Here is a 22,566-nt window from a genome sequence, read left to right as displayed (position 1 = left end):
GGATTGTTCATGCGATCCGAATTGTGTTGCCGTTGACCGCGTATTTATTCCGACCGGTCAAACGCCCACACTCCCTCCTGTTGCAATGCGGGAGGGGTGCCGGGGCACCGTCGGATCATGGGCCGCTCGTCGGATCAGTCGAACACACGCAGTACCGGGATGGAGCCGTGCCGGCTTTCGGTCGATGACCGGACCATCGCCGGCCACGCCCAGGACATCCGGCTGCGGCTCTACCGGCCGCTGATCGGGCTGACCGTCCCGGCCCTGCTGTACCTGCACGGTGGCGGCTTCACCTCCGGTTCGCTGGAGGAGGCCGAGACCGCCGCCGCCGCCATCGCGGAGAGCGTGCCGGCGCTCGTCGTCTCGGTCGGCTATTCGCTGGCCCCGGCCCACTGCTTCCCCACCGCCGCCCACGACGCCCATCAGGCGGCGCTGTGGACCCTGGCCGAAGCCCGCGACCTGAACATCGCCACGGGCGGGCTGGGCGTGGCCGGGCACGACGCGGGCGGTCATGTCGCCGCCTCGCTGACCTTCCTCGCCCGCGACCAGGGCGAGGTGGACATCCGCGCGCAGGCCCTGCTCGGCCCCATGCTGGACCCCAGCCTGACCCGCGCAGGCGACGCCCAGGCCATGCAGTGCGACGTTCCGGCCACCGCCTACGCCCGCTGCTACCGCGCCTATCTGCCCGACGCCGCGCAGCGCGTGCACCCCTACGCCGCACCGCTGGATTCGCGCCGGCTGGCCGGGCTGCCGCCGACGCTGATCGTCACCGCGCAGAAGGACGTCCTGCGCATCGAGGCGGAGCAGTACGCCGCCAACCTGATCGGAGCCGGCGTGCCCACCGAGGTCACCCGCTTCCCCGCCATTTCGCACGCCGCCCTGCCGGGCCACCGCCCGGCGTTGCTGGCGGTCGCCGACTTTTTTCGCCGCCGCCTGTCCCCCGCGGACGGCCGCGGCGTCCCCGTCTGATCCTCCCCAGGAGAGTGGTCCCATGTCATTGTCTCCTTCAAAGCTCGCCCTTCTTCTCGCCGTCGGCGCCGCGACCGCCGGTGTCGCCGGTGTCGTCTCCACCCAGGGCCACGCCGACGCCCCCGCGGCGTCTGCCGCCGCCCCGCCGCCGCCCGAGGTGGATGTGGCGCCGGTCGTCGCCCGCAAGATCACCGACTGGCAGTCCTACTCGGGCCGCCTGGAGGCGGTCGACCGGGTGGAGGTCCGGCCGCAGGTGTCCGGCGCCATCACCGCCGTGCATTTCCGCAACGGCGCGCTGGTGAAGAAGGGCGATCCCCTCTTCACCATCGACCCGCGCCCCCACGTCGCCGAGGTGGCAAGGGCCGAGGCCCAGGTCGCCGCCGCGCAGGCCGCGGTGCGCTTCACCACCGCCGACCTCGACCGCGCCCAGCGGCTGGTGCAGAACAACACCGTCTCGCGCCAGACGCTCGACGAGAAGGAGAACGCCGCCCGCGAGGCCGGCGCCAACCTGAAGGCTGCGCAGGCGGCCCTCGATCTCGCCCGCATCGACCTGGAGCACACCCAGGTCACCGCACCCATTTCCGGCCGCGTCTCGCGCGCCGAGGTGACGGTGGGCAACGTCGTGGCGTCCGGCGCCTCCGCCGCCCCGCTGACGACGCTGGTCTCGGTCTCGCCGATCTACGCCTCCTTCGACGTCGACGAGCAGACCTACCTGCGCCACATCGCCAGCGTGAAGGACTCCGCCGACGTGCCGGTGCAACTCGGCCTCGCCAACGAGAGCGGCTATTCGCGCGGCGGCACGGTGGAGCATGTGGACAACCGGCTCGATGCCGTGTCCGGCACCATCCGCGTGCGCGCCAAGTTCGACAATCCCGACGGCATGCTGGTCCCCGGCCTCTACGCCCGCGTCAAGGTCGGCGGCAGCACCCCGCACGACGCACTGATGGTCGAGGACCGCGCCATCAACACCGACCAGGACAAGAAATTCGTCCTGGTTGTCGGCGGCGACGATACCGTGCAGTACCGCGAGATCATCCCGGGTGCCGCGCAGAACGGGCTGCGAGTGGTGAAGAGCGGCCTCGCCGCCGGGGAGCGCATCGTCGTCAACGGCCTCCAGCACGCCCGCCCCGGCGCCCGCATCAGCCCGAAGACCGTGGCGATGGGCAAGCCGGCGGACGCCATCGAGACCGCCGCGAACCAGTAACGGCCCCGCCCTCTCCCCCGCGTCGCGGGGGACGCCGTCCACGACCAACCGTCCCCCGCACCGTGGGGGACGGAGGGGGCCTTGCATCCAAACTCCACGCCAAACTCCATGCCGCCCGCTGGGAAGGCCATCATGAACATCTCGAAATTCTTCATCGACCGCCCGATCTTCGCGGGCGTGCTGTCGGTGGCGCTGTTCCTGGCGGGAGCGATCTCGCTGTTCCAGTTGCCCATCTCCGAATACCCGGAGGTCGTTCCGCCGTCGGTCGTCGTGCGCGCCCAGTTCCCGGGCGCCAACCCCAAGGTCATCGCCGAAACGGTCGCCTCCCCGCTGGAGGAGCAGATCAACGGCGTCGAGAACATGCTGTACATGCAGTCGCAGGCCAACAGCGACGGCAACATGGCGCTGACCGTGACCTTCCGGCTGGGCACCGACCCGGACAAGGCGCAGCAGCTCGTGCAGAACCGGGTGGCGCAGGCGCTGCCGCGCCTGCCGTCGGACGTGCAGCGGCTGGGCGTGACGACGGTCAAAAGCTCGCCCACCCTGACCATGGTCGTGCATCTGCTGTCGCCCAACGACCGCTACGACATGACCTACCTGCGCAACTACGCCATCCTGAACGTCAAGGACCGGCTGAGCCGGATCAGCGGCGTCGGCGAGGTGCAGGTGTGGGGGGCCGGCGACTATTCCATGCGCGTCTGGCTCGACCCCAACAAGGTCGCGCAGCGCGGCCTGACCGCGTCCGACGTGGTGGCGGCGATCCGCGAACAGAACGTCCAGGTCGCGGCGGGCGTCATCGGTGCCTCGCCGTCGCTGCCCGACACGCCCCTCCAGCTCTCGATCAACGCGCAGGGGCGCCTGACGACGCCGGAGGAGTTCGGCGCGATCATCCTGAAGACCGGCGAGCAGGGCGGTGTCACCCTGCTGCGCGACGTCGCCCGCGTCGAGCTGGCGGCGGCGCAGTACGGCCTGCGCTCGCTGCTCGACAACAAGCCGGCGGTGGCGCTGGGCATCAACCAGTCGCCGGGCGCCAACGCGCTGGCCATTTCCGACGCCATCCGGGCGACCATGGCCGACCTCAAGGCCGACATGCCCGACGGCGTCGACTACAGCATCGTCTACGACCCGACGCAGTTCGTCCGCTCCAGCATCGACGCGGTGATCAGCACCCTGCTGGAGGCGGTCGCCCTGGTCGTGCTGGTGGTCATCATCTTCCTCCAGACCTGGCGCGCCTCGATCATCCCGCTGCTGGCGGTCCCGGTGTCCATCGTCGGCACCTTCTCGCTGATGCTGGGGCTCGGCTACTCGATCAACGCGCTGTCGCTGTTCGGCATGGTGCTGGCCATCGGCATCGTCGTGGACGACGCCATCGTCGTCGTGGAGAACGTCGAGCGCAACATCGAGAACGGCCTGTCAGCCAAGGAAGCCACCTACCGCGCCATGCAGGAGGTCAGCGGCCCGATCATCGCCATCGCGCTGACGCTGGTCGCCGTCTTCGTCCCGCTGGCGGCCATGAGCGGCCTGACCGGCGAGTTCTACAAGCAGTTCGCGATGACCATCGCGATCTCCACCGTCATCTCCGCCTTCAACTCGCTGACCCTGTCGCCGGCCCTGGCGGCGGTCCTGCTGCGCGGCCACGACCAGCCGCAGGACTGGCTGACCCGTGCGATGAACAAGGTCTTCGGCGGCTTCTTCCGGCTGTTCAACCGGGTCTTCCACCGCGCCTCGACCGGCTACGGCCGCGGCGTCGGCGGGGTGGTGCGGCACAAGGGGCTGATGATGCTGGTCTATGTCGGGCTGCTCGGCGTCACCGTGCTGCTCGGCCGCACCGTGCCGATGGGCTTCGTCCCGGCGCAGGACAAGGAATACCTCATCAGCTTCGCCCAGCTTCCCAACGGCGCCTCGCTCGACCGCACGGAGGCGGTGATCCGCGAGATGACCGACATCGCGCTGGCCCGCCCCGGCGTGCAGAGCGCCGTCGCCTTCCCCGGCCTGTCGGTCAACGGCTTCACCAACAGCTCCAGCGCCGGCATCGTCTTCGTCACGCTGAAGCCCTTCGCCGAGCGCAAGGACCCGTCGCTTTCCGCCGCCGCCATCGCCGGTGATCTGCAGAAGCGCTACGCCGGCCTGAAGGAAGCCTTCGTCGCCATCTTCCCGCCGCCCCCGGTGATGGGCCTCGGCACGCTGGGCGGCTTCAAGATGCAGATCGAGGACCGCGGCGCGCTGGGCTACGAGGCGCTGAACGCGGCGGTCGGTTCCTTCCTGAAGAAGGCCATGGAAACGCCGGAGCTGGGACCGGCCTTCTCCAGCTACCAGATCAACGTGCCGCAGCTTGATGTCGATCTCGACCGCGTGAAGGCCAAGCAGCAGGGCGTGCCCATCGGCGAGGTGTTCGACACCATGCAGATCTATCTGGGCTCGCTCTATGTGAACGACTTCAACAGCTTCGGCCGCGTCTACCAGGTCCGGGTCCAGGCCGACGCGCCCTTCCGCGCCGAATCCGCCGACATCGGCCTGCTGAAGACGCGCAACGCCCAGGGCGACATGGTGCCGCTCTCCTCGCTGGTCACCGTCAAGCAGAGCTACGGGCCGGAGATGGTGGTGCGCTACAACGGCTACACCGCCGCCGACATCAACGGCGGGCCGGCCCCCGGCTATTCGTCGGGCCAGGCCCAGGCGGCGGCGGAGCGCATCGCCCAGGAAACCCTGCCGCGCGGCGTGCGGTTCGAATGGACCGACCTGACCTATCAGGAGATCCTGGCCGGCAACGCGGCGCTGTGGATCTTCCCCATCAGCATCCTGCTCGTCTTCCTGGTGCTGGCCGCCCAGTACGAGAGCCTGACCCTGCCGCTGGCCATCCTGCTGATCGTGCCGATGAGCCTGATGTCGGCGCTGGCCGGGGTGTGGCTGACGGGGGGCGACAACAACATCTTCACGCAGATCGGCTTCATGGTGCTGGTCGGCCTGTCGGCGAAGAACGCCATCCTGATCGTCGAGTTCGCCCGCGAACTGGAGCATCAGGGGCGCAGCGTGGTGCAGGCCGCCATCGAGGCCAGCCGGCTGCGGCTGCGCCCCATCCTGATGACCTCCATCGCCTTCATCATGGGCGTGGTGCCGCTGGTCACCTCCACCGGCGCCGGCGCCGAGATGCGCCACGCGATGGGCGTGGCGGTGTTCGCCGGGATGATCGGCGTCACCCTGTTCGGCCTGATGCTGACGCCGGTCTTCTACGTCCTGCTGCGCACGATGGTCGGGGCCGGCAAGCCGGCGGCGGTGCCGACCGGTCCGGCGCTCGCCCACGGGCATGGGGACGACTGAACGCCCCTGAGAGAACCGTCGCCTTAACCGCGGCGGGGAGCCGGGGCCGAGCGCCCCGCTCCCCGCCGCGTCGTTTCTTCGCCGCCCCTCCCCCTGCTTGCTCTGGCACAACGAACGGCGACCCTTCCGCCGGCACTCTCACCGTCACGCACCGCCCATTCGCTGGCGGCCCCGGTTGGAGACCCCGTCATGTCCAGTGCAGCCATCAGCACCACCCTGTACCGCCATCACCACGCCACCGTCGGGCAGCTCGTCGACCGGATCGACTCCCTGCTGGCGGCGCCGTCCCCGGTGGCAAACGCCGCCGCTCTCGCCACGGCGGTCCGCGACCTGTTCGGCGTGTTCACCGTCCACCTGTCGCTGGAGGACAGCGCGCTCTACCCGCGCCTGCTGGCGCACCCGACCCCGGCGCTGCGGGCAACGGCGGCGCGCTTCCAGGCCGAAATGGGCAGCCTGCGGGCCCGCTTCGACCGCTACCGGTCCAGCTGGCCCGGCCCGTTGGCGGTCTCCAAGGACCCGGAAACCTTCGTCCGCGAAACGCGGGAGGTGGTGACCGCGCTCAAGCACCGCATCGCCCGCGAGGATCTGGAGCTGTACGACGTCATCGACCGCGCCGCCCTCGCCGATAAGACGGCGAACCGCTGAGGGCGCCTCCCCCGAACCGCCGCGCCCCCCATGGCGGGCCGGCGGCGAGGGCCTCACCCCTCCGCCGCGATGGCCCGGGCGAACTCGTCGAGCAGAGCGTCGGTGTCCAGGCCATAGTCGTCCGCCACCTCGGCGATCGTCTGGAAACGCGCCATGGGGCAGCCCGGACAGGCCATCCGGTGCTTGAGGAACACGGGAATGGTCGACGGCCAGCGCTCCAGCACATCCTCGACAAGGTCGGAGGACGAGGGCAAGGCCGCGGTGGCGCAGTGTGATGGCGGGGCGATCATCCCGGCACCCTAGCGCACCGGCGCGCGCGTTTCTTTGCGCCCGCGCAAACGGAACGGAGGTTCGACCCCGCCTACTTCTCTGGTTTCGAGGCCACTTCCGGCTTTTCCGGCTTGGGCAGATCCTCGGCGATGGCGACCAGGGCGTGCGGCTGGCGGATCGTCACCTGCTGGCGCCCGCCCTCGACGATCCCCTGCCCCTCCCAGCCGCTGAGGATGCGGCTCACCGTGTGCAGCGTGGTCCCGGTCATCTCCGCGATGTCCTGGCGGGACAGCGGAAAGTCGATCTCGACGCCGTTCCCGACCCGGCGGCCCGCCTGACGCACCAGACGCAGGAGCGCGTGGGCGACGCGCCGCTCGACCCGCTCGGTGGACAGCTCGCGCAGGCGGGTCTGCACCTCCTGCAGGCGGCGGCCGACGATGTCCAGGGCGTTCAGCGCGATGCGGGGGTAGCGCTCCATCAGCTCGCCCATCGTGGCGGCGGTCCAATGGACGCCGACGCAATCGACCATGGCGAGAGCGTCGGCGGGGTAGATGCCGCCCGAGAAGACCGCCGCCGTGCCGAACATCTCCCCCGCGCCGATGTAGCGGACCACCAGCTGCTGCCCGTCGGCCCCGGTCTGGACGATCTTGACCCGCCCGTCGATCAGCGCGTGGCAGAGGGCCGCCCGGTCGCCCTGGGAAAAGATGGTGGTTCCCTTCTCGATCCGCCGGGTGTGGGCGGACCGGACGATCTCGGCCAAAGCCGCCGCGTCCAGACCGGAAAACAGCCGCAGGCCATGCAGACTGGCGGGATCGGGGGCAAGCGGCGTCATCGGACCATCCTCAAAAGGCCGTGCCCGCCCACCCCTGCGGGCAGCTGTCACGGAAAAGTTGCCTTCCAAGATGACCGCCCGCGCGCCGCGCCGCAACCCGCCTGCGCTCCGCTTGAGACTCAAAGACGGAACCAAGGTCGCAATTTGTCCTGGAACAAAGAGCCGATAGGACCAGTCCTTTAGGCTTGCCACCACATCGCAACCCTCCGGACCTCCCCCATGCAAATCGCCGAACAGTCCACCGCGGCCGAGCCGGTCATCGACGTCCAGTCCATTCCGCCCCACCAGCGCCACCCGCTGATCCTCCAGGCCACGCAGGATCTGGCGCCGGGCCGCGGCTTCGTGCTGATCAACGACCATGACCCGCGCCCGCTCTCCCTCCAAATCCAGGCGCTGTTCGGCGATGCGGTGAGCTGGACCTATCTGGAGCGCGGGCCGGAGCGCTGGCGGGTTCGCATCGGGCGGCCCGAGTCCGGGACCGCGCCGGCAACCTCCCTGCGGGTGCGCATCGGGCGCGGCGGGCAGGCGAGCGCGGTCGCCGCCGAGACGCCGCTCGGCGTGGCGGACGGCGGGCTGGTCTGCGAGATCACCGACTGCCCGCTCGGCACGACCGCGGAGCAGGTGCTCGACCTGATGCAGGGGGTCATCCCGCCGGCCGGGCAGCTGCACCTGTCCTACGAGCGTCTGGTCGCCCGGCGCTCCGGCTCCTGCTGCGGGGGCATGTGCGGCTGATCGCCCCAGGCGGCGTTTCGGGACCTTGGGCTTGACCGTCATCAAGGATGGTATGACCACCGGGCTGTATTGCCGAAGCCCGGCGGGCTCCGCCCGCCACACGACCATTCCGAAGGGAAGGAGACAGGCGTATGCGCGATCCCGGATTCATGGTTCAGGATCAGGCCAATGAGACGGCCCCGGACCCCCGTGCCCGCGACGTCGAAGTCCAATTGACGCGGGCCGGGCTGGGGTTCGCGCGGCGGCTCGGCGACCGGGCCGGCGGCCTGCTGTTCGACCGGCTGCTGCGGATTCTGGAGGCGCGCCATCCGCGCGCCTTCACCGCCCTCGGCGAGTTGCCCGACGCCCGCCTGCTCATCGACCCGGTGGACGCGCCCGCCGCCTTGCTGCTCCGCGTCGGCCCCGGCCTCGCCCTGCGGGTCTGCGACCGCACCGCCGAGGCGGAGGCCACGGTGCGCGGCCCCTGCGCGCGGCTTCTCGACCTGCTGGAAGGGCGCATCGACGGCGACGCGCTGTTCTTCCGCCGCGAACTCTCCATCGAGGGCGACACCGCCCTGATCCTGGCGCTCCGCAACACGCTGGACGGCGAGGAGATGGACCTGTTCGGCGACGTCGCCGCCGCGGCCGGTCCGCTGCGGCACGCCCTGCCCGTGGCGCGGCGCAACGCCGGGCGGGCGCTCGACCTGCTCGCCACGGCGCGCCGTTTCGCCCCGCCGCCGGTGCGCTGGGGCATGGCCGTTCTGGAGCGGCGGCTCATCGGCCCGCGGCAGGGAGCGTGACGGCATGGGGTCCTTCGAACTGATCTGCCCGGCGGGCAACCCCGCCGCGCTGCGCGCCGCCGTGGACGCAGGCGCCGACGCCGTCTATCTGGGCTTCCGCGACGAGACCAACGCGCGCAACTTCCCCGGCCTGAACTTCTCACGGCCGGAGCTGGCCGAGGCCATCGCCTACGCTCACGCGCGGTCGGTCCAGGTCTTCGTCGCCATCAACACCTACCCCCAGGCCGGCAACCTCGCCCCCTGGCAGCGCGCGGTGGACGACGCCGCGCAGCTGAAGGCGGACGCGGTCATCCTCGCCGACCTCGGTTTGCTCGCCTATGCGGCGAAGCACCACCCCGACCTGCGGCTTCACCTGTCCGTCCAAGCGTCCGCCGCCAATGCCGAGGCGATCCGGCTCTACCGCGAGGCCTTCGGCGTGCGGCGGGTCGTGCTGCCCCGCGTGCTGACGGTGCCGGAGATCGCCCGGCTGAACGCCGAGGTCGATGTGGAGACCGAGGTCTTCGTCTTCGGCGGCCTCTGCCCGATGGCGGAGGGGCGCTGCTCCCTGTCCTCCTACGCGACCGGGCTCTCGCCCAACAAGCAGGGCGTCTGCTCCCCGGCCAGCCATGTGCGTTACGAGCCGCGCGGCGAGGCACTGGCCTCCCGCCTCGGCGGCTTCACCATCAACGTCTTCGGCGCCGGGGAGCCGGCGGGCTACCCGACTCTGTGCAAGGGCCGCTTCGTGCCCGGCGGCGGCACCTCCCGCGACCCGGCCTACCTGTTCGAGGAGCCGACCAGCCTCAACGCGCTGGCCCTGCTGCCGGAGCTGAAGGCCGCCAAGGTGTGCGCCCTGAAGATCGAAGGCCGCCAGCGCGGCAAGGCCTACATCGCCGCCGTGGTCGGCGCCTACCGCCGGGCGCTGGACGCGTTCGAGCGCGGGCTGCCCGTGCCGGCGCTCGACCTGGAGGCCATGGTCGAGGGCGGGGCCCAGACCACCGGCGCCTACACCCGCGCGTGGCGCTGAGGAGTTGCGTTCATGAAACCCACCCTGACCCTTGGCCCCGTCCTGTTCAACTGGCCGGCGGAGCGCTGGCGCGATTTCTACGCCCGCATCGCCGACGAGGCGCCGGTCGACGCCGTCGTCGTCGGCGAGATCGTCTGCTCCAAGCGCGCCCCCTTCCTCGCCCCGGTCATGGACGAGGTGATCGCCCGTCTGGCCGCCGCCGGGAAGGAGGTCTGGCTCGCCAGCCCGATCCTGGTGGGCAGCGACCGCGAGCGCGCGGCGATGCGCGACCTCGTGGAGAGCGACCTCCTGCCGGTGGAGGCCAACGACATGGGCGCGCTGGCCCTGCTGGAGGGACGCCGTCACGCCGTCGGCCCCTTCATCAACAGCTACAACGAGGCGACCCTGTCCTGGCTGGCCGGGCGCGGCGCCGTCGCGGTGTCGCTGCCGGCGGAGCTTCCTGCCGCCTCGGTCGCCGTGATGGCGAAGACGGGGGCGGCGCTCGGCCTGTCCATGGAGGTGCAGGTGTTCGGGAGGGCGCCGCTCGCCATCTCCGCCCGCTGCTACCACGCGCGGGCGCACGCGCTGCACAAGGATGGCTGCCAGTTCGTCTGCGCCAACGATCCGGACGGCATGCCGGTGAGCACCGTCGACGGCCAGCCCTTCCTGTCGGTCAACGGCACGCAGACGATGTCGCACGGCTATCTGGCGCTGGCGGCGGAGATCGACCGCCTGCGGGCGATGGGCATCCAGCGCTTCCGCCTGTCGCCGCAGGACCTCGACATGGTCGCCGTCGCCACGGCCTTCCGCTCCGTTCTGGACGGCGAGCGCAGCGGACAGGAGGTGATGGCGGAGCTGCGCGGCATGACCACCGTCCCGCTGGAGAACGGCTTCTTCCACAACATGGCGGGTGCGGCCTACGCCGACGCCCCGGCCGCCTGACGCGCCCGCCATCCGACGTCCGCCGGACCGCCGCTTTCTTGCGCGGCCCGGCAGACCTTTGAGTCCGTTGAAACTTTTGAGTCCGCTTAAAGAGGAAACCCCTATGAAGCGCATGTTTGCCCTGCTCGCCTTCGGGCTGGTCGCGTCGTCCCCCGGCCTCGCCGCCGCGCAGGACGCCGATGCCGGTGCGAAGGTGTTCAACCAGTGCAAGGCCTGCCACACCATCGAAGCCGGCGGCCCGAACCGCGTCGGCCCCAACCTGCATGGCGTCGTCGGCCGCAAGGCCGGTGCCGTCGAAACCTACAAGTATTCCGATGCCATGAAGAACGCCGGGGCCTGGGACGAGGCGACGCTCGACGCCTATCTGGCGGACCCGAAGAGCGCCGTCCCCGGCAACAAGATGGCCTTCGCCGGCGTGAAGAACGAGCAGGCCCGCAAGGACTTGATCGCCTATCTGAAAAAGAACAGCTGACGAAATCGTCCGTTTTCCTTGGCGGCTTGACCGCCGTCAAGGATGGGAGGGCGACCAGCCGCTAGGATAACCACACAATCGTTGATCGGTTGCGTCCCCGCTGGACGAGTACCCTCCCGTTTTTCTGCCCCCTCCAAGCCCATCGGTTCTTCGCCGGTGGGCTTTTTTCCTTTCAAGAACGGCCGCGGACGAGAAGGCGGCCGAAGGCGGCCAGGAACAGGGCCACTGCCACGCCCCAGGCGCCGGCCGCGGCCAACAGCCACAGGGAGCGGCCCTCCCCCACCACCGCGGCAGCCGCCCGCAGGACAACGGCGAAGCCGATCAGCGCGTAGCAGCCCGTCACCACCGCCGACCGCCCGAAGGCGTTTCCGGCGTGCTTGCGGATCATGCTCGACATCACCGCGAAGCCCATCAGCCCGAGCGCCCCGACCGTCCAGAGATGGACCGCCATGCCGGGCGACGCCGCCACGGCGGTGAAACCCAGCGGGATGCAGGCGTAGGCGGCGTGCACGGTGAGGACCGATGGCCGGTCGAGCGTCCGCCAGCCGCGCCATTGCAGCAAACGCGCCGTCTGCATCATCGTGGCAAGAAGGCTTGCTGCGGCGGTCGCTCCAGAATCCGGCTCGGCCAGCCAGCCGACCAGCGCGCAGGCCGCGATCAATGCGGCGGCGCGTTCGAACCAAGGGCGCTCGGTGAACAACTCCGACTTGGCGGACAGACCGAGATGAGTGGCGGTCAGGCTCGGCGCGATGCGCCCGCCCAGCACCATGACCAGCCCGAGCGACAGCGCCAAGGCGGAGGGGACGGCGTCGCACAGCGCCGCCCCGGCCAGCGCGCCGACCAGGGCCGCGACGACGGCGTTGCGCCGGTCCCGCGCGGCGACGACCTGTGCGGTCACGAGCAGGGCCAGCGCGGCGAGGAACGGCGCGTGCGCGGGAACCACCCAGGGCGACAGCACCCGTCCCGCCAGCCAGAGCGGCACGAGGAGCGGCCAGAGGCGCGCGCCGACCAGCGGCCGCCCGGTCCAGCGTGGCAGGGCGGTGCGCAGGAATCCCGCCATCATCGCCGGCAGCGTGCCGAACAGCAGCGCCCGCCCGTGCCACCCCGGAAGATCGGCGATCACGCCGGACACGTCCCACCCCAGCAGTGCCGGCACCCACAGCCCCACCGCCAGCAGCGCGTCCAACGCCGTCAGCAGGAAGAAGGGACGGAACGGCACCGTCAGGCCCCGCTCCGCCTGGGCTGGATCATGAGGTGTGATGACCGTTGGGATGGCCGACGTTGCAGTGCCGCCGAAGCTGCTCGACCGACCGCACCCGGACGGTGTTGCCCGTGACGTGGAGTTGGTGGGGGCTCAGCTTGGTGAAGGTGCGGGACAGCTGTTCCGGCGTCATGCCGAGACGGCTGGCCAGCACGCGCTTGCTGACCGGCAACTCGACCGTCGCGCCGTCCTCCGTCTCGTCCCGAGGCGACGGATCGACCTGCGACAGGATGAAGGCGGCGAGCCGCTGGGTCGTCGTGCGCAGCTTCAGATTCTTGACCTCGCGCACCAGCCCGCGGCACTGCCCGACCAGCGTGCTCATCACCCGCAGCGCCAGCGCGTGGTCGCGGGCGACCTGCGCGCGCAGGACGGGAGCGGCCAGCATCAGAATCCGCGACGATTCCAGCGTCCGCGCCGACATCAGGTACGGCGCGTCGGCCAGCACCGCCGCCGGCACGAAGCAATCGCCGGGGCGCACGATGTCGATCACCGTCTCCTGCCCCGCCTCGTCGCAGCCGGCCAGCATCGCCGTGCCCTCGACGAGGATGTGCAGGAAGTCGGGGATCTCGCCCTCCGCGAACAGCCGTGTCTCGCGCGGGAACCACTGGAGAAGCGCCCCGTAGGTCAGCGCTTCCAGGGTCTCGTCGGCGACTCCCTCGAACAGCGGGAGGTCGCGCATCAGCGTCAGGGCGCCCTGTCTCATCGTCCAGGCTCTGGTGTCGCGGTCAGGCGTCGGAGGCGGGCTTGCGCGGCGCCTCAACCAAAACCGGTGCGTCATCATCCTTCAGGCCGGCCTTGAAGGACTTCACGCCCTTGGCGAGGTCGCCCATGACCTTGGGCAGCTTGCCCGCCCCGAACAGCAGCAGGACGAGCAGCAGGACGATGGCCCAATGCATCAGGCTGAAACTTCCCATGACGATGGTCTCCTGGGTGAGGGGCGGTCAGGCGCGCAGCGCGAGGACGCTGCCGTCGCGGCGGGTGAGGCGGGCGGCGGTGCCCGGGAAACGGTCGAGCAGGACGGCCGCCCGCGCTTCCGGCGCGACCGACAGGGCGGTGGACAGGGCGTCGGCGGTGGTGGCGTCGGGGGCGAGCACGGTGACCGCCAGCCACTCCCGCGCGCAGCCGCCCGTCGCCGGGTCGAACAGGTGGGTGAAGCGCCCGGCGGGATCGAAGGGCGTGCCGTAGCCGCCCGACGTCGCCACCGCCCGGTCCGCAATCTCCAGCGTGCCGGCGTTGCGACCGTCCACGAGCGGATCGGCGAGGCCGACCGACCAGGGGCGGCCCGAGGGATGGTGGCCGAGCGCGCGGATTTCGCCCAGATCGACCAGCACGTCGGTCATGCCCTCCGCCCGCAGCCGTTCGGACACGCGGTCGGTGACGTAGCCCTGGGCGATGCCGTTCAGCGTCACCGCCATGCCGCGCCCGGCGAAGGCGACGCGGCCCGGTTCGACACGAAGCTTGCGATAGTCCACCAGTTCCCTGGCCGCGCGGAGAACGGCCTCCGGCGGGCCGGCGGGATCGGCGCCGGGGCGGGCGAAATGGCCGGCGTAGAGCTGCCACAGCGGCTGCACCGTCGGGTCGAAGGCGCCGTCGGTGCGGCGGCTGACGGCTGCGGCCTCGGACAGCAGCCGGACCAGATCGGCCGGCGGCGCGTCGAGAACGCCGTCGCGGTTCAGGCGGGCCAGCGCCGAATCCGTCCGGTAGAGGCTGAAGACCCGCTCCAGCCGCGCGACCTCCTCCAGGCACAGGGCGATCAGCCGGTCGGCCTCGGCGGGATCCGGGTGCGCCAGCTGGAGAACGGAATCCGCCCCCAGCGCGACGCCGCGCCACGTCCGCACCGGCACGCCCGCCGCCCGGCTGCCGCCCGGCAGCAGCGCCAGCCCGGCGGCAGCCGCGGCGATGCCGAGAAAGCGGCGGCGGGTGGTCATGGCGTGCCTCCATGCCCGGCGCCGTGGCCGCCACCATGATTGCCGCCCTGCTCCGCCGGCTCGTCCGCTGCGGTCTGTTCCGAGGGAAGCGTGGGGTGGAGGATCTCGTCCTCGGTCACCTCGGCGAAGCGCTTGATTGCGCCGCCGTTATCGGCGGCGAAGCGGCGGGCGGCGGCCTCGTCGCCGAAGGGGAAGGGCTCGGCCTCGCCCATGCCGCCGCGCTGGCGGCTGCCCACCACGTACCAAGCCTTGCGCGCCTCGATCCAGACGGTCAGGTCGGGCTTGCGCGGGTCAGGGGCTTGGCCGACGTCGGTCACGTAGATGGCGCGGACGTCCTTCTCCTCCTCCGGCAGCATGGTGAAGGCGAAGGTGTCGCGGACGGAGGACAGCCAGACCGGACGGTCGCGCCCGCCGACCAGGATCTGCCCCTTCGGGCCGGGATGGTCGGCAAGGTTCATGCCGCAATAGTGGCCGATCGCGTCGGCGGTGATGGCGACGGGTGGCGGCGGGGCGGTCTCCGCCTTCTGCTGCTGGCAGGCGGACAGCGGCAGCAGCAGGCAGGCGGCCAGCAGCGTGGCTCTCAGGGAGGTGTTCATCAGATCTGCCTTCTGGAAAAGAGGACGGCGGCCAGCGCCAGCGGTGCGGCGACCCAGCCGGCCAGCACGGCCAGCAGGACGGAGGCCGACACCTGCACCTGCGCGGCCAGCCCGGCGGTGCCGGCGAACTGGCTGACGCTCTTGAAGCCGGTCAGGTTGAAGAGGCGGAAGGCGTCCGCCGGGTTGGCGAGCAGCAGACCGTTCAGCAGGCCGGCGTTCACCGTCTTGCCGCCGTCGGCCACCAGCAGCCCCAGCAGCGCCATGTCGTAGAGCAGGACCAGCACCAGCCAGATCGCCACGGCGATGCCCGCCGCCGTGCCGCGGTCGCGGACCAGCGTGGAGGCGAGGTAGCCCATGGCCGTGAAGGCGGCGCCCAGCAGGACGCTCGATCCGATCATGGCGGCGAAGGCGCGCCAGCTCTCCGGCCCGATCTCGGTCCCGCTCATCGCCAGCGCCACCCCGGCGGCGCCGTAGCCCAGTACGGTGGCGAAGGCGATGATCGCGGCATGGCCGAGGAACTTGCCGATCAGCACCTGCCAGCGCGCCACCGGGTAGGACAGCAGCAGCGTCATGGTGCCGCGGTCGATCTCGCCCACCACCGCGTCGAAGGACAGCAGCAGCGCGATCAGCGGCAGAAGGAAGATGGTCAGGCTGGACAGGCTGACGATGGTCACCTCCACCCGGCCGACGCCGACCGTCCCGGTCGGGGCGGCCCCCAGGAAGCTCAGCGTCAGGGCCAGCGCCGCCATCAGCAGCGTGGTGGCGACGACCCAGCGGTTGCGCAAGCCGTCGCGCACCTCCTTGGCGGCGATCGTCAGAAGCGTGTTCATTCCGCAGCCTCCCGGCGCAGGAAGTGGGCGTACATCTCGTCCAGGCTCGGCTGGACGACCTCGATGTCGGCGAGCTCCGGGCCTTCGCAGGCGATCTGGCGGAGCGTCGCCACCTTGTCGTCGTTGGCGCAGGCCGTCTCCACGACCTCCCCGGACGGCAGGGTCAGGCGGATGCGCACCGGCAGTTGGGCCAGCCCGCGCAGCGTGGCGAGCGAGCCGTCGGCGACCTTGCGGCCGCGGTTCATCACCACGACGCGGTCGGCCTGCCCCTCCAGCTCGGTCAGGGCGTGGCTGCACAGCAGGACGGTGGTGCCGGCGTCGCGCAAGCTCCGCACGATCTCGTAGAAGCTCTGGCGCAGCGCCGGGTCGAGGCCGGTCGTCGGCTCGTCGAGGAACAGCACCTTCGGCCCGCCGAGCAGCGCCTGGGCCAGCGCCAGCCGCTGCCGCATGCCCTTCGAATAGGTGCCGACGCGGCGCTTCACCGCGGCAGGCTCCAGCCCCACCCGGTCGAACAGCGCGTCGTTGCCGTCGCGCGGCACCCGCTTCAGCCGGGCGTAGAAGTCCAGAGTCTCCCGCCCCGTCATGCTGGGATGGAAGGCGACGCTTTCGGGCAGGAAGCCGACCTGCCGGCGGATGTGCGAGGCGGCCGCGCTCGCCGGGTCGCCGCCCAGCACGCGGATACTGCCCGCGGTCGGCGTGGTCAGCCCGAGCATCAGCTTGATCAGCGAGCTCTTGCCGGCGCCGTTGTGGCCGACCATGGCCACGCATTCACCGGCGGCGAGGTCGAGATCCACCTCGCGCACGGCAAAGGCGTCGCCATAGCGCTTGGAGACTCCCTCCACACGGATGGTCGGTGTGTCGGTCATTGGGCGTTCCTTTCCGCCGTTTGGGGCAGCGCCGGAGACGGCGGTGGGCTCATCAGGGGAGCGCTGTCGATCACGCCGCCGGGGTGCAGCGCCGGGAACTGCTTCTGCGCCCAGCGGATCACCTGCACGCCGGGGCTGTTCATCAGCAGCTTCGCCGCCGGATAGGCCCACATCACGCGGTCGACGACGTCGTTGGGACGGTAGGCCTCGTCGGCGACGCCGTCGCCGTTCAGGTCAAAGGCGGCGTTGTCGGACCAGTAGTTGCCGCGCCCCTTCTCCGACCAGTCAAGATGGCGCGTCCCGACATACTTGACCTGGGTGCGGTTGCCGATGAAGGCGTTGCCGGTCAGGGTGTTGCGCTCCGACCCGGCGGTGAAGTGCACGCCGATCTCGCAGCCCTCGAACCGGTTGCCGGTGAAGCGGTTCTTGTTGGCGTTGTAGATGAAGACGCATTTCCAGGTGCCGGTGCGCTGGCCCTCCACCGGGCCGTCGGTCGCCACCGGCATGTCCTTGTCGGCCACCACCTCCACCGGCGCCGCCTGTTCGGGCGACAGATGGCCGTCGATCACGTTGCCCTCGATGAGCGCGCTGTTGGCGTAGTTCAGCAGCAGCCCATGCTCCCGGTCGCCCTGCGAGCGGTTGTTCCGGATCACGAGGTTGTTGGAATACATGATCGCGTAGCCGACATGGTTGCCGACCGAGACGTTGTCCGACACCTCAGAATCGTTCGTGTACATGTAATGGACAGCGAAGCGCACCCGCTCGAACCGGTTGCGGGCAAACAGGTTCTTCTTCGACGTCGTGGTGAAGATGCCGTCGCGCCCGTCCTGGACATTGTTGTCCACCACCTGCGTGCCCGGCGCGTTCCACAGCTGGATGCCGTTGCCGCGTTCGGACAGGCGCAGATCGGTGCGCCCGATGACATCGTTGCGCTGGACCAGCACATCGTGGGCGCCCCAGACATAGATCCCGATCAGGTTGTCGCGCAGCCGGTTGCCTTCGATCACACCGCGGTGCGCCTCCTTGCCGAGGAAGATTCCGGTGTTCTGCTCGGACAGGCTGATGCCGGAATTGCGGACCTCGACGTTGCGCACGGTCACGTCGGGGGCGAAGACCGTCACGGCGTTCCCCGCCCCTCCCCCGTCGATGACGGCGCCCGGCTCGCCGAGCAGCGTCACCGGCTTGCGGACCACGACGGGGCCGGGGTGCGTGCCGGGGGCGAGGACGAGCGTGTCGCCGGGCGCTGCCGCGGCGAGCGCGCCGTCCAGCCCCCCCGGCGCCACCGTCACCGTGGCGGCGCAGGCCGTCCCGGCGGCGAAGACCAGCGCCGCGGCGAAGAGGGGGAGTGGGGAGTGATGGGGCATTGGCTTGCCTTGATTGTGTGCGGCGTGTTGCCCCCACCCCGGCCCTCCCCCGCTGGGCGGGGGAGGGAGGGAGTCCCCTCCCCTGCGAAGCGGGGGAGGGTTAGGGTGGGGGCAAACGGCGCCTCAGGTGGCGCGCGGCTCGACGATCATGCGGCCGCCCATCTCCATGTGCAGGGCGTGGCAGAACCACTGGCAATAGTACCAATGCACGCCCGGACGCTCGGCGATGAAGGTGACCGAGCTGGTCTGCTGCGGCCCGATCTCCATGGCGATGCCGTGGTTCGACAGGGTGAAGCCGTGGGTCAGATCGTCCACATCGTCCATGTTGGAGATGTAGAGCGTCACCTCGTCTCCCTGCTTCACCGTGAACTCCTCAAGCCCGTAGGCCGGAGCGCGCTGCCACATGTAGACGCGGACCTTGTTGCCCTCGCGGATCACCTTGGCGTCGTCGTCCAGGTTGACGCCGTCCTTCTTGGCCTGCTGGCGGGCCTCCTCCCACATCGGGTCGTCGCGGGTGAAGACGCTCTTCGGGTTCAGCTTGGAACGGTGGACGATCAGCGTGTCGTGCGGCTCGGCGTAGGTCGGGCCGTCGTGCACCAGCTTCATCTCGTCGCCCGAGATGTCGATGAGCTGGTCGTTCTCCGGCTTGCTCGGACCGACGTTAAGGAAGCGGTCCTTGGAGAACTTGTTCAGCACCATCAGCCACTTGCCATCGGCGTCCTTGGTCTGGCCCATCGAGGAATGGGTGTGGCCCGGCTGGTAGTGCACGTCCAGCTTCTGGATGATCGGATCGACCTTCTCGCCCTTGTAGGCGCGCTTGGCCTTGTCGATGTTCCACTTCACGATCTGGCTGTCGAGGAACAGCGTGGTGTAGCCGTTGCCGCGCCCGTCATAGGCGGTGTGCAGAGGCCCGAGGCCCAGCTGCGGCTCTGCCACGATGACGTCCCGCGGCTTGATCTTGTCCTCGAACAGGTCGTCGAGCAGGCGGACGTCCATCACCGACACCGTCGGCGACAGCTTGCCGTTGATGGTGACGTGGATGCCGTCCGGCGCCGCGTTGACGCCATGCGGGCTGTTGGGGATCGGGACGTAGCGGGTGAAGGGCGAGCCGTGGCGGCCGTCCACGACCGGGACGCCGTGCATCACCTCGACCTTGCCGGCCTTCACCGCCTCTTCGATGCGCTTGATGTTGAAGATGACGATCCAGTCCTGCTCGTTCGCCGTCATCTCCGCGGTGGTCACGCCGCCTTCGGAGTTGTAGCAGGTCGAGAAGGCGTACTTGCCCTGATAGTCCGCCTCGGTGTTGTCGAGGTTGCCGTCCACCCGGACCTGCCACGACACTTTCATGCTGTCGCCGTCGATGGCGGAGAAGTGCGTCCGGTAGTTCTTCGGGTCGAGGTTCTTGCCGTCGTTCGGCATCGGCACGAGCTGCTCGGCGTTCGCGAAGACGTAGCCGGTGCGCGGGTACTTCTGCAGGCGCAGGCCGTGGATCGCCGAGACGTTCGGAATGTCGATGATCTTGTCGACCTTCATGATGTCGCAGCGGATGCGGGCGACGCGGGTGTTCGCCTTGTCGTTCACGAAGATGTAGCGCCCGTCGTAGGTGCCATCGGTGAAGGACATGTGCGGGTGGTGCAGGTCACCGTTCAGCCAGGTGCCGCCGTGGTTGGCCAGATACGTCCGGTTCTCCTCGGTCAGACCCTCGGTCAGGATCTTGCGGCTCTCGTTGGTCAGGCCCCAGCCCGAGGCGCTGCAGCGGTTGAACACCGGGATGCGATGCAGCTCGCGCATGCTGGGCAGGCCGAGGATGCGCAGCTCGCCCGACTGTCCGCCGGAATGGAAGACGTAGTATTCGTCGAGATCGCCCGGCTTGACCTCGTACTTCTGGTTGCCCGACCCCGCGGCCGCGGCCGGCCCGGCGCCGAACAGCGCACCGCCCGCCGTGCCGCCGGCCACCGCGCCGGCGATCCCGGCCAGCGCCGCCGCCTTGGCGGTGCCCCCGAGAAGATCGCGGCGGTTCACGCCCGTCCGCTCAACCTTGATGTTCGACGCCTTTGTTTCCGACATGAGTCAGCTCCTTCGATGTCCCCTTGCGGGGCTCTTGTTTCGACCTGGTGGGTCAAAGTCCTTCCGGCCGGGCGGACAGGTGCCCGGTGGCGGGATCGGTGGTCAGCACGGCGGCGCGGGGTTTGGGTTCGGCGGCCGTAGCTGTGGATTGGGTGGCGTCGCGGCGCTCCCGCTTCAGGCGCTTCTGGATCATGACCGGGCATTTGCGGTCGTGGTGGTAGAGCACCTGGCAGTGGAGGCACTGGATGCATTCGTTGGGGTTGATCGACCCGTCGGGGTGGATCGCCTGGACCGGGCATTCGTTGGCGCAGCGCCGGCACGGGTTGCCGCATTCCTTGTAGCGGCGCAGCCAGTCGAACATCCGCATCCGGCCGGGGATGGCCAGCGCCGCGCCCAGCGGGCACAGGTAGCGGCAGAAGAAGCGCTCGATGAACAGGCCGGCGACGATCAGGGCCACGGCGAACAGGACGAACCACCAGTCGCGGACGAAGTGCAGGATGATCGCGGTCTTGAAGGGCTCGACCTCCGCCGCCTTCTCCGCCGTCGCCAGCGAGGTCAGCGACAGGCCGAACAGCAGCAGGAAGATCATGTACTTGATCGGCCACAGCCGCTGGTGCAGCCCGAAGGGAACGGCGATCTGGCGGACGCCGAGCTTCTTGGCGGCCTTGGACGCCAGCTCCTGCAGCGCGCCGAACGGGCACAGCCAGCCGCAGAAGGCGCCCCGGCCCCAGAACAGCAGCGACGCGGCGACCGAGAACCACAGGATGAACACCAGCGGGTCCATCAGGAAATAGTCCCAACGGAAGTCGGTGCGCAGCGCGTTGGCGAAGGTCAGCACGTTGACCACCGACAGCTGCGCCGTTGCGTACCAGCCGAGCCAGACCAGCGTGAAGACGAGGAACCCGGTGCGCACCCGCTCGTAGAGAGCCGGACGCTTCACGAGCTGGTCCTGGAAGAAGAAGATCCCGGTCAGCAGCAGGATCGCGCTCGCCAGCACGGCGACGTCGAACAGGCGGTTCTCCCAGATGCGCCGCCACAGCGGGATCTCGTCGGCGGCATCCTGATCCGCCAGGGCGGCGGGCACCGGCGCCACGGTCGCGGCAGCGGCAGCGGCAGGAGCGGCCACCGGCTCGACCTTCAGGAACTTCTCCGGCGGCTGATAGCCGAGGTCGAAGGTGACGAAGGCTTTGTCGAGCGCCGCGGTCGCGCGCTGGACCAGCAGCTGCAGGCGCCACGGATCGGCGGGGTTGAAGCCGACCTCTTCGGGGATGACGAACAGGCCGATCTCGGGGAAATTCGGCGCGCCGGCCGCGGCAAGGGAGCCCAGGCGCTTGTGCAGGCGGTCGCGGAAGCGGATGGCGCCCTCGTGCTGGACCAGCTCGAAACGGTCGAAGATGCCGCCGCGCACATAGCCCGAGCCCTTGAAGGAATAGCGCCCCTGCCCCGCCACGACGATGGCGTGCTGGCCCGGCTTCAGCCGCTGCACCAGCGCCTCGTACTCCGCGTCGCCCAGCAGGGAGCGGCCGACGGCGGGAATGGTGGCGAGCGCAGCGTAGAGGTCGATGAAGCTGTCGTTCGGGTCGCCGGCCTCGGGACGGGCGGCGGCCTCGGCCTTGCCGGTGCGCTCGAAGGCGGCGTTGACCTCGCCCACCGTCAGCGCCAGGCGGCGCACCGAGCCGTCGCCGACCAGCGTGGCCCAGTCTTCGGTTCCGGTCTTGGACAGGTCGAGGCTGCGGGTCACGGTCGGCGCGGCCTCCGCCGCTCCCGGCGTACCCAGCGCCTGCAACACCTTCTTGCCGGAGCGGATGATCGAATCGCCGATCACCATCACCGTCACGGTGGCGCCGGACACGATGTCCACCGGCGGGCTGGACGCGCTCTGCGAGGCCAGGGTCAGCACGTTCTTGCCGACGTAGCCGTCGATGAAGGCGTTGACCTTGGCGGGCGGGATGCCGATCAGGACGATGGGCTCGTGATGGTCCACCAGCTTCGCCCCGGTCACCGTGCCGTCCGGCGCCAGACCGACCATCACATGGATCGGACGGCCCGAATAGCCGGTCGTGTTCACGAAGTCGGAGGTCAGGAAGGCGTGGCCGACCAGCGCGTCGCCCTTGTAGACGGGAACCAGCGGCGCGTTCGGCAGGGGGGCGCCGAAGCGGTCCGCCCCGGCGGCGAGATCGCCCGGCTGCACCGTGCCGAGATACCGCGCCAGCAGCGCTTCGGCGGCGTCCGCCGTGCCGAGACCGGCCAGCAGGATCAGCAGCCCCACCACCAGCGCGCGTGTTCCCCGCAAGAAGTCCGCAACCATCGCCCTTGCCTTGAAGTCTTGATCTTGATCAAGGGGCCGTATGCCCCGTTGACGCACCCATGAGACCGCAGGTTCGGGCCGCTGTTCTTGACCGTCGTCAAGTCGCGGAAAAATGAAGCTGGACTATCCTCCTCCCCAGGGTCCGTACGATTGCTGATCGGGCGGGACTATCGATTGCATTTTAGGCGAAGTTCACTCGCG

21 protein-coding genes are annotated in these 22,566 nt (G+C 70.0%); 9 read left to right on the top strand and 12 right to left on the bottom strand.

The genetic code is table 11. The annotated features are described in order from the left end of the window. The first annotated feature begins 159 nt into the window (after positions 1-159). The 4 genes from Sp245p_RS22895 (at position 160) to Sp245p_RS22880 (ending at position 6,136) form a co-directional block, all read left to right on the top strand. Positions 160-969, top strand: a complete 810-nt coding sequence (locus Sp245p_RS22895; RefSeq protein WP_014199264.1) for an alpha/beta hydrolase — start codon at positions 160-162, stop codon at positions 967-969. Positions 970-991: 22 nt separating this feature from the next. Continuing rightward, on the top strand, positions 992-2,173 hold the full coding sequence (locus Sp245p_RS22890; protein ID WP_109138924.1) for an efflux RND transporter periplasmic adaptor subunit: 1,182 nt from the start codon (positions 992-994) through the stop codon (positions 2,171-2,173). 132 nt (positions 2,174-2,305) lie between these two features. Beyond that, entirely contained in the window at positions 2,306-5,491 is a 3,186-nt protein-coding gene (locus tag Sp245p_RS22885; RefSeq protein WP_014199266.1) for an efflux RND transporter permease subunit, read from the top strand. A gap of 189 nt (positions 5,492-5,680) precedes the next feature. After that, positions 5,681-6,136 carry a hemerythrin domain-containing protein gene (locus Sp245p_RS22880; RefSeq protein WP_014199267.1) on the top strand — a complete coding sequence of 152 codons (456 nt, stop codon included), beginning with the start codon at positions 5,681-5,683 and terminating at the stop codon, positions 6,134-6,136. A 53-nt stretch (positions 6,137-6,189) separates the two neighbouring features. Here Sp245p_RS22880 and Sp245p_RS22875 read toward each other — a convergent pair whose 3' ends face one another. Then, positions 6,190-6,426, bottom strand: coding sequence for a DUF1858 domain-containing protein (locus Sp245p_RS22875; protein WP_014199268.1), 237 nt, complete (start codon positions 6,424-6,426; stop codon positions 6,190-6,192). 71 nt (positions 6,427-6,497) lie between these two features. Then, on the bottom strand, positions 6,498-7,238 hold the full coding sequence (locus Sp245p_RS22870) for a Crp/Fnr family transcriptional regulator (protein ID WP_014199269.1): 741 nt from the start codon (positions 7,236-7,238) through the stop codon (positions 6,498-6,500). Positions 7,239-7,457: 219 nt separating this feature from the next. On the opposite strand from Sp245p_RS22870, the gene Sp245p_RS22865 reads away from it, so the two are divergent. From Sp245p_RS22865 to Sp245p_RS22845, 5 genes are all read left to right on the top strand, one after another. Next, on the top strand, positions 7,458-7,970 hold the full coding sequence (locus Sp245p_RS22865; RefSeq protein ID WP_014199270.1) for a DUF2249 domain-containing protein: 513 nt from the start codon (positions 7,458-7,460) through the stop codon (positions 7,968-7,970). Between the two features lie 131 nt (positions 7,971-8,101). Beyond that, positions 8,102-8,749 (top strand): ubiquinone anaerobic biosynthesis accessory factor UbiT, encoded by a 648-nt coding sequence (gene ubiT, locus Sp245p_RS22860; RefSeq protein ID WP_014199271.1) that lies wholly within the window; start codon positions 8,102-8,104, stop codon positions 8,747-8,749. Positions 8,750-8,753: 4 nt separating this feature from the next. After that, on the top strand, positions 8,754-9,752 hold the full coding sequence (ubiU, locus tag Sp245p_RS22855; RefSeq protein ID WP_014199272.1) for a ubiquinone anaerobic biosynthesis protein UbiU: 999 nt from the start codon (positions 8,754-8,756) through the stop codon (positions 9,750-9,752). A 12-nt stretch (positions 9,753-9,764) separates the two neighbouring features. Next, positions 9,765-10,673 (top strand): ubiquinone anaerobic biosynthesis protein UbiV, encoded by a 909-nt coding sequence (ubiV, locus tag Sp245p_RS22850; RefSeq protein WP_014199273.1) that lies wholly within the window; start codon positions 9,765-9,767, stop codon positions 10,671-10,673. A 103-nt stretch (positions 10,674-10,776) separates the two neighbouring features. Then, a complete protein-coding gene (locus tag Sp245p_RS22845) occupies positions 10,777-11,145 on the top strand; it encodes a c-type cytochrome (protein WP_014199274.1) in 369 nt (122 codons plus the stop codon). 172 nt (positions 11,146-11,317) lie between these two features. Here the strand turns inward: Sp245p_RS22845 and Sp245p_RS22840 are convergent, their stop codons facing one another. The 10 genes from Sp245p_RS22840 to Sp245p_RS22790 form a co-directional block, all read right to left on the bottom strand. Further along, positions 11,318-12,364, bottom strand: coding sequence for an NnrS family protein (locus Sp245p_RS22840; RefSeq protein WP_014199275.1), 1,047 nt, complete (start codon positions 12,362-12,364; stop codon positions 11,318-11,320). Positions 12,365-12,392: 28 nt separating this feature from the next. Further along, entirely contained in the window at positions 12,393-13,109 is a 717-nt protein-coding gene (locus Sp245p_RS22835) for a cyclic nucleotide-binding domain-containing protein (protein WP_014199276.1), read from the bottom strand. A 22-nt stretch (positions 13,110-13,131) separates the two neighbouring features. Then, positions 13,132-13,320 carry a twin-arginine translocase TatA/TatE family subunit gene (locus Sp245p_RS22830; protein ID WP_014199277.1) on the bottom strand — a complete coding sequence of 63 codons (189 nt, stop codon included), beginning with the start codon at positions 13,318-13,320 and terminating at the stop codon, positions 13,132-13,134. 27 nt (positions 13,321-13,347) lie between these two features. Beyond that, positions 13,348-14,334 carry an FAD:protein FMN transferase gene (locus Sp245p_RS22825; RefSeq protein WP_109138921.1) on the bottom strand — a complete coding sequence of 329 codons (987 nt, stop codon included), beginning with the start codon at positions 14,332-14,334 and terminating at the stop codon, positions 13,348-13,350. Beyond that, the gene (locus tag Sp245p_RS22820) at positions 14,331-14,930 is read right to left on the bottom strand and encodes a nitrous oxide reductase accessory protein NosL (protein WP_041813869.1); all 600 of its coding nucleotides are present in this window, start codon (positions 14,928-14,930) and stop codon (positions 14,331-14,333) included. Before Sp245p_RS22820 ends, Sp245p_RS22825 begins: the two co-directional genes overlap by 4 nt. Continuing rightward, a complete protein-coding gene (locus tag Sp245p_RS22815) occupies positions 14,930-15,760 on the bottom strand; it encodes an ABC transporter permease (protein WP_040137444.1) in 831 nt (276 codons plus the stop codon). Before Sp245p_RS22815 ends, Sp245p_RS22820 begins: the two co-directional genes overlap by 1 nt. After that, on the bottom strand, positions 15,757-16,626 hold the full coding sequence (locus Sp245p_RS22810) for an ABC transporter ATP-binding protein (RefSeq protein ID WP_014199280.1): 870 nt from the start codon (positions 16,624-16,626) through the stop codon (positions 15,757-15,759). The genes Sp245p_RS22815 and Sp245p_RS22810 overlap by 4 nt, the downstream gene beginning before the upstream one ends. Continuing rightward, positions 16,623-17,990, bottom strand: a complete 1,368-nt coding sequence (locus Sp245p_RS22805; RefSeq protein ID WP_014199281.1) for a nitrous oxide reductase family maturation protein NosD — start codon at positions 17,988-17,990, stop codon at positions 16,623-16,625. Before Sp245p_RS22805 ends, Sp245p_RS22810 begins: the two co-directional genes overlap by 4 nt. A 123-nt stretch (positions 17,991-18,113) precedes the next feature. After that, positions 18,114-20,057 (bottom strand): TAT-dependent nitrous-oxide reductase, encoded by a 1,944-nt coding sequence (nosZ, locus tag Sp245p_RS22795; RefSeq protein ID WP_014199282.1) that lies wholly within the window; start codon positions 20,055-20,057, stop codon positions 18,114-18,116. Positions 20,058-20,109: 52 nt separating this feature from the next. Then, a complete protein-coding gene (locus Sp245p_RS22790; protein ID WP_014199283.1) occupies positions 20,110-22,365 on the bottom strand; it encodes a NosR/NirI family protein in 2,256 nt (751 codons plus the stop codon). Positions 22,366-22,566: the final 201 nt, after the last annotated feature.

It is taken from the genome of Azospirillum baldaniorum (assembly GCF_003119195.2).
In the GTDB taxonomy this organism is placed as follows: Bacteria; Pseudomonadota; Alphaproteobacteria; order Azospirillales; family Azospirillaceae; genus Azospirillum; species Azospirillum baldaniorum.
The sequence above is the reverse complement of the archived record's forward strand: the minus strand, read 5'-3'. Positions and strand labels throughout refer to the sequence as shown.

Excerpts from the sequence above, each read along its gene's own strand:
- Sp245p_RS22825 (WP_109138921.1), bottom strand. The coding sequence starts at position 14,334 with ATGACCACCCGCCGCCGCTTTCTCGGCATCGCCGCGGCTGCCGCCGGG.
- Sp245p_RS22815 (WP_040137444.1), bottom strand. The coding sequence starts at position 15,760 with ATGAACACGCTTCTGACGATCGCCGCCAAGGAGGTGCGCGACGGCTTG.
- Sp245p_RS22875 (WP_014199268.1), bottom strand. The coding sequence starts at position 6,426 with ATGATCGCCCCGCCATCACACTGCGCCACCGCGGCCTTGCCCTCGTCC.
- Sp245p_RS22805 (WP_014199281.1), bottom strand. The coding sequence starts at position 17,990 with ATGCCCCATCACTCCCCACTCCCCCTCTTCGCCGCGGCGCTGGTCTTC.
- Sp245p_RS22820 (WP_041813869.1), bottom strand. The coding sequence starts at position 14,930 with ATGAACACCTCCCTGAGAGCCACGCTGCTGGCCGCCTGCCTGCTGCTG.
- Sp245p_RS22895 (WP_014199264.1), top strand. The coding sequence starts at position 160 with ATGGAGCCGTGCCGGCTTTCGGTCGATGACCGGACCATCGCCGGCCAC.
- Sp245p_RS22830 (WP_014199277.1), bottom strand. The coding sequence starts at position 13,320 with ATGGGAAGTTTCAGCCTGATGCATTGGGCCATCGTCCTGCTGCTCGTC.
- Sp245p_RS22870 (WP_014199269.1), bottom strand. The coding sequence starts at position 7,238 with ATGACGCCGCTTGCCCCCGATCCCGCCAGTCTGCATGGCCTGCGGCTG.
- ubiV (WP_014199273.1), top strand. The coding sequence starts at position 9,765 with ATGAAACCCACCCTGACCCTTGGCCCCGTCCTGTTCAACTGGCCGGCG.
- Sp245p_RS22810 (WP_014199280.1), bottom strand. The coding sequence starts at position 16,626 with ATGACCGACACACCGACCATCCGTGTGGAGGGAGTCTCCAAGCGCTAT.
- Sp245p_RS22865 (WP_014199270.1), top strand. The coding sequence starts at position 7,458 with ATGCAAATCGCCGAACAGTCCACCGCGGCCGAGCCGGTCATCGACGTC.
- ubiU (WP_014199272.1), top strand. The coding sequence starts at position 8,754 with ATGGGGTCCTTCGAACTGATCTGCCCGGCGGGCAACCCCGCCGCGCTG.
- ubiT (WP_014199271.1), top strand. The coding sequence starts at position 8,102 with ATGCGCGATCCCGGATTCATGGTTCAGGATCAGGCCAATGAGACGGCC.
- Sp245p_RS22890 (WP_109138924.1), top strand. The coding sequence starts at position 992 with ATGTCATTGTCTCCTTCAAAGCTCGCCCTTCTTCTCGCCGTCGGCGCC.
- Sp245p_RS22790 (WP_014199283.1), bottom strand. The coding sequence starts at position 22,365 with ATGGTTGCGGACTTCTTGCGGGGAACACGCGCGCTGGTGGTGGGGCTG.
- Sp245p_RS22885 (WP_014199266.1), top strand. The coding sequence starts at position 2,306 with ATGAACATCTCGAAATTCTTCATCGACCGCCCGATCTTCGCGGGCGTG.
- Sp245p_RS22880 (WP_014199267.1), top strand. The coding sequence starts at position 5,681 with ATGTCCAGTGCAGCCATCAGCACCACCCTGTACCGCCATCACCACGCC.
- Sp245p_RS22845 (WP_014199274.1), top strand. The coding sequence starts at position 10,777 with ATGAAGCGCATGTTTGCCCTGCTCGCCTTCGGGCTGGTCGCGTCGTCC.
- nosZ (WP_014199282.1), bottom strand. The coding sequence starts at position 20,057 with ATGTCGGAAACAAAGGCGTCGAACATCAAGGTTGAGCGGACGGGCGTG.
- Sp245p_RS22835 (WP_014199276.1), bottom strand. The coding sequence starts at position 13,109 with ATGAGACAGGGCGCCCTGACGCTGATGCGCGACCTCCCGCTGTTCGAG.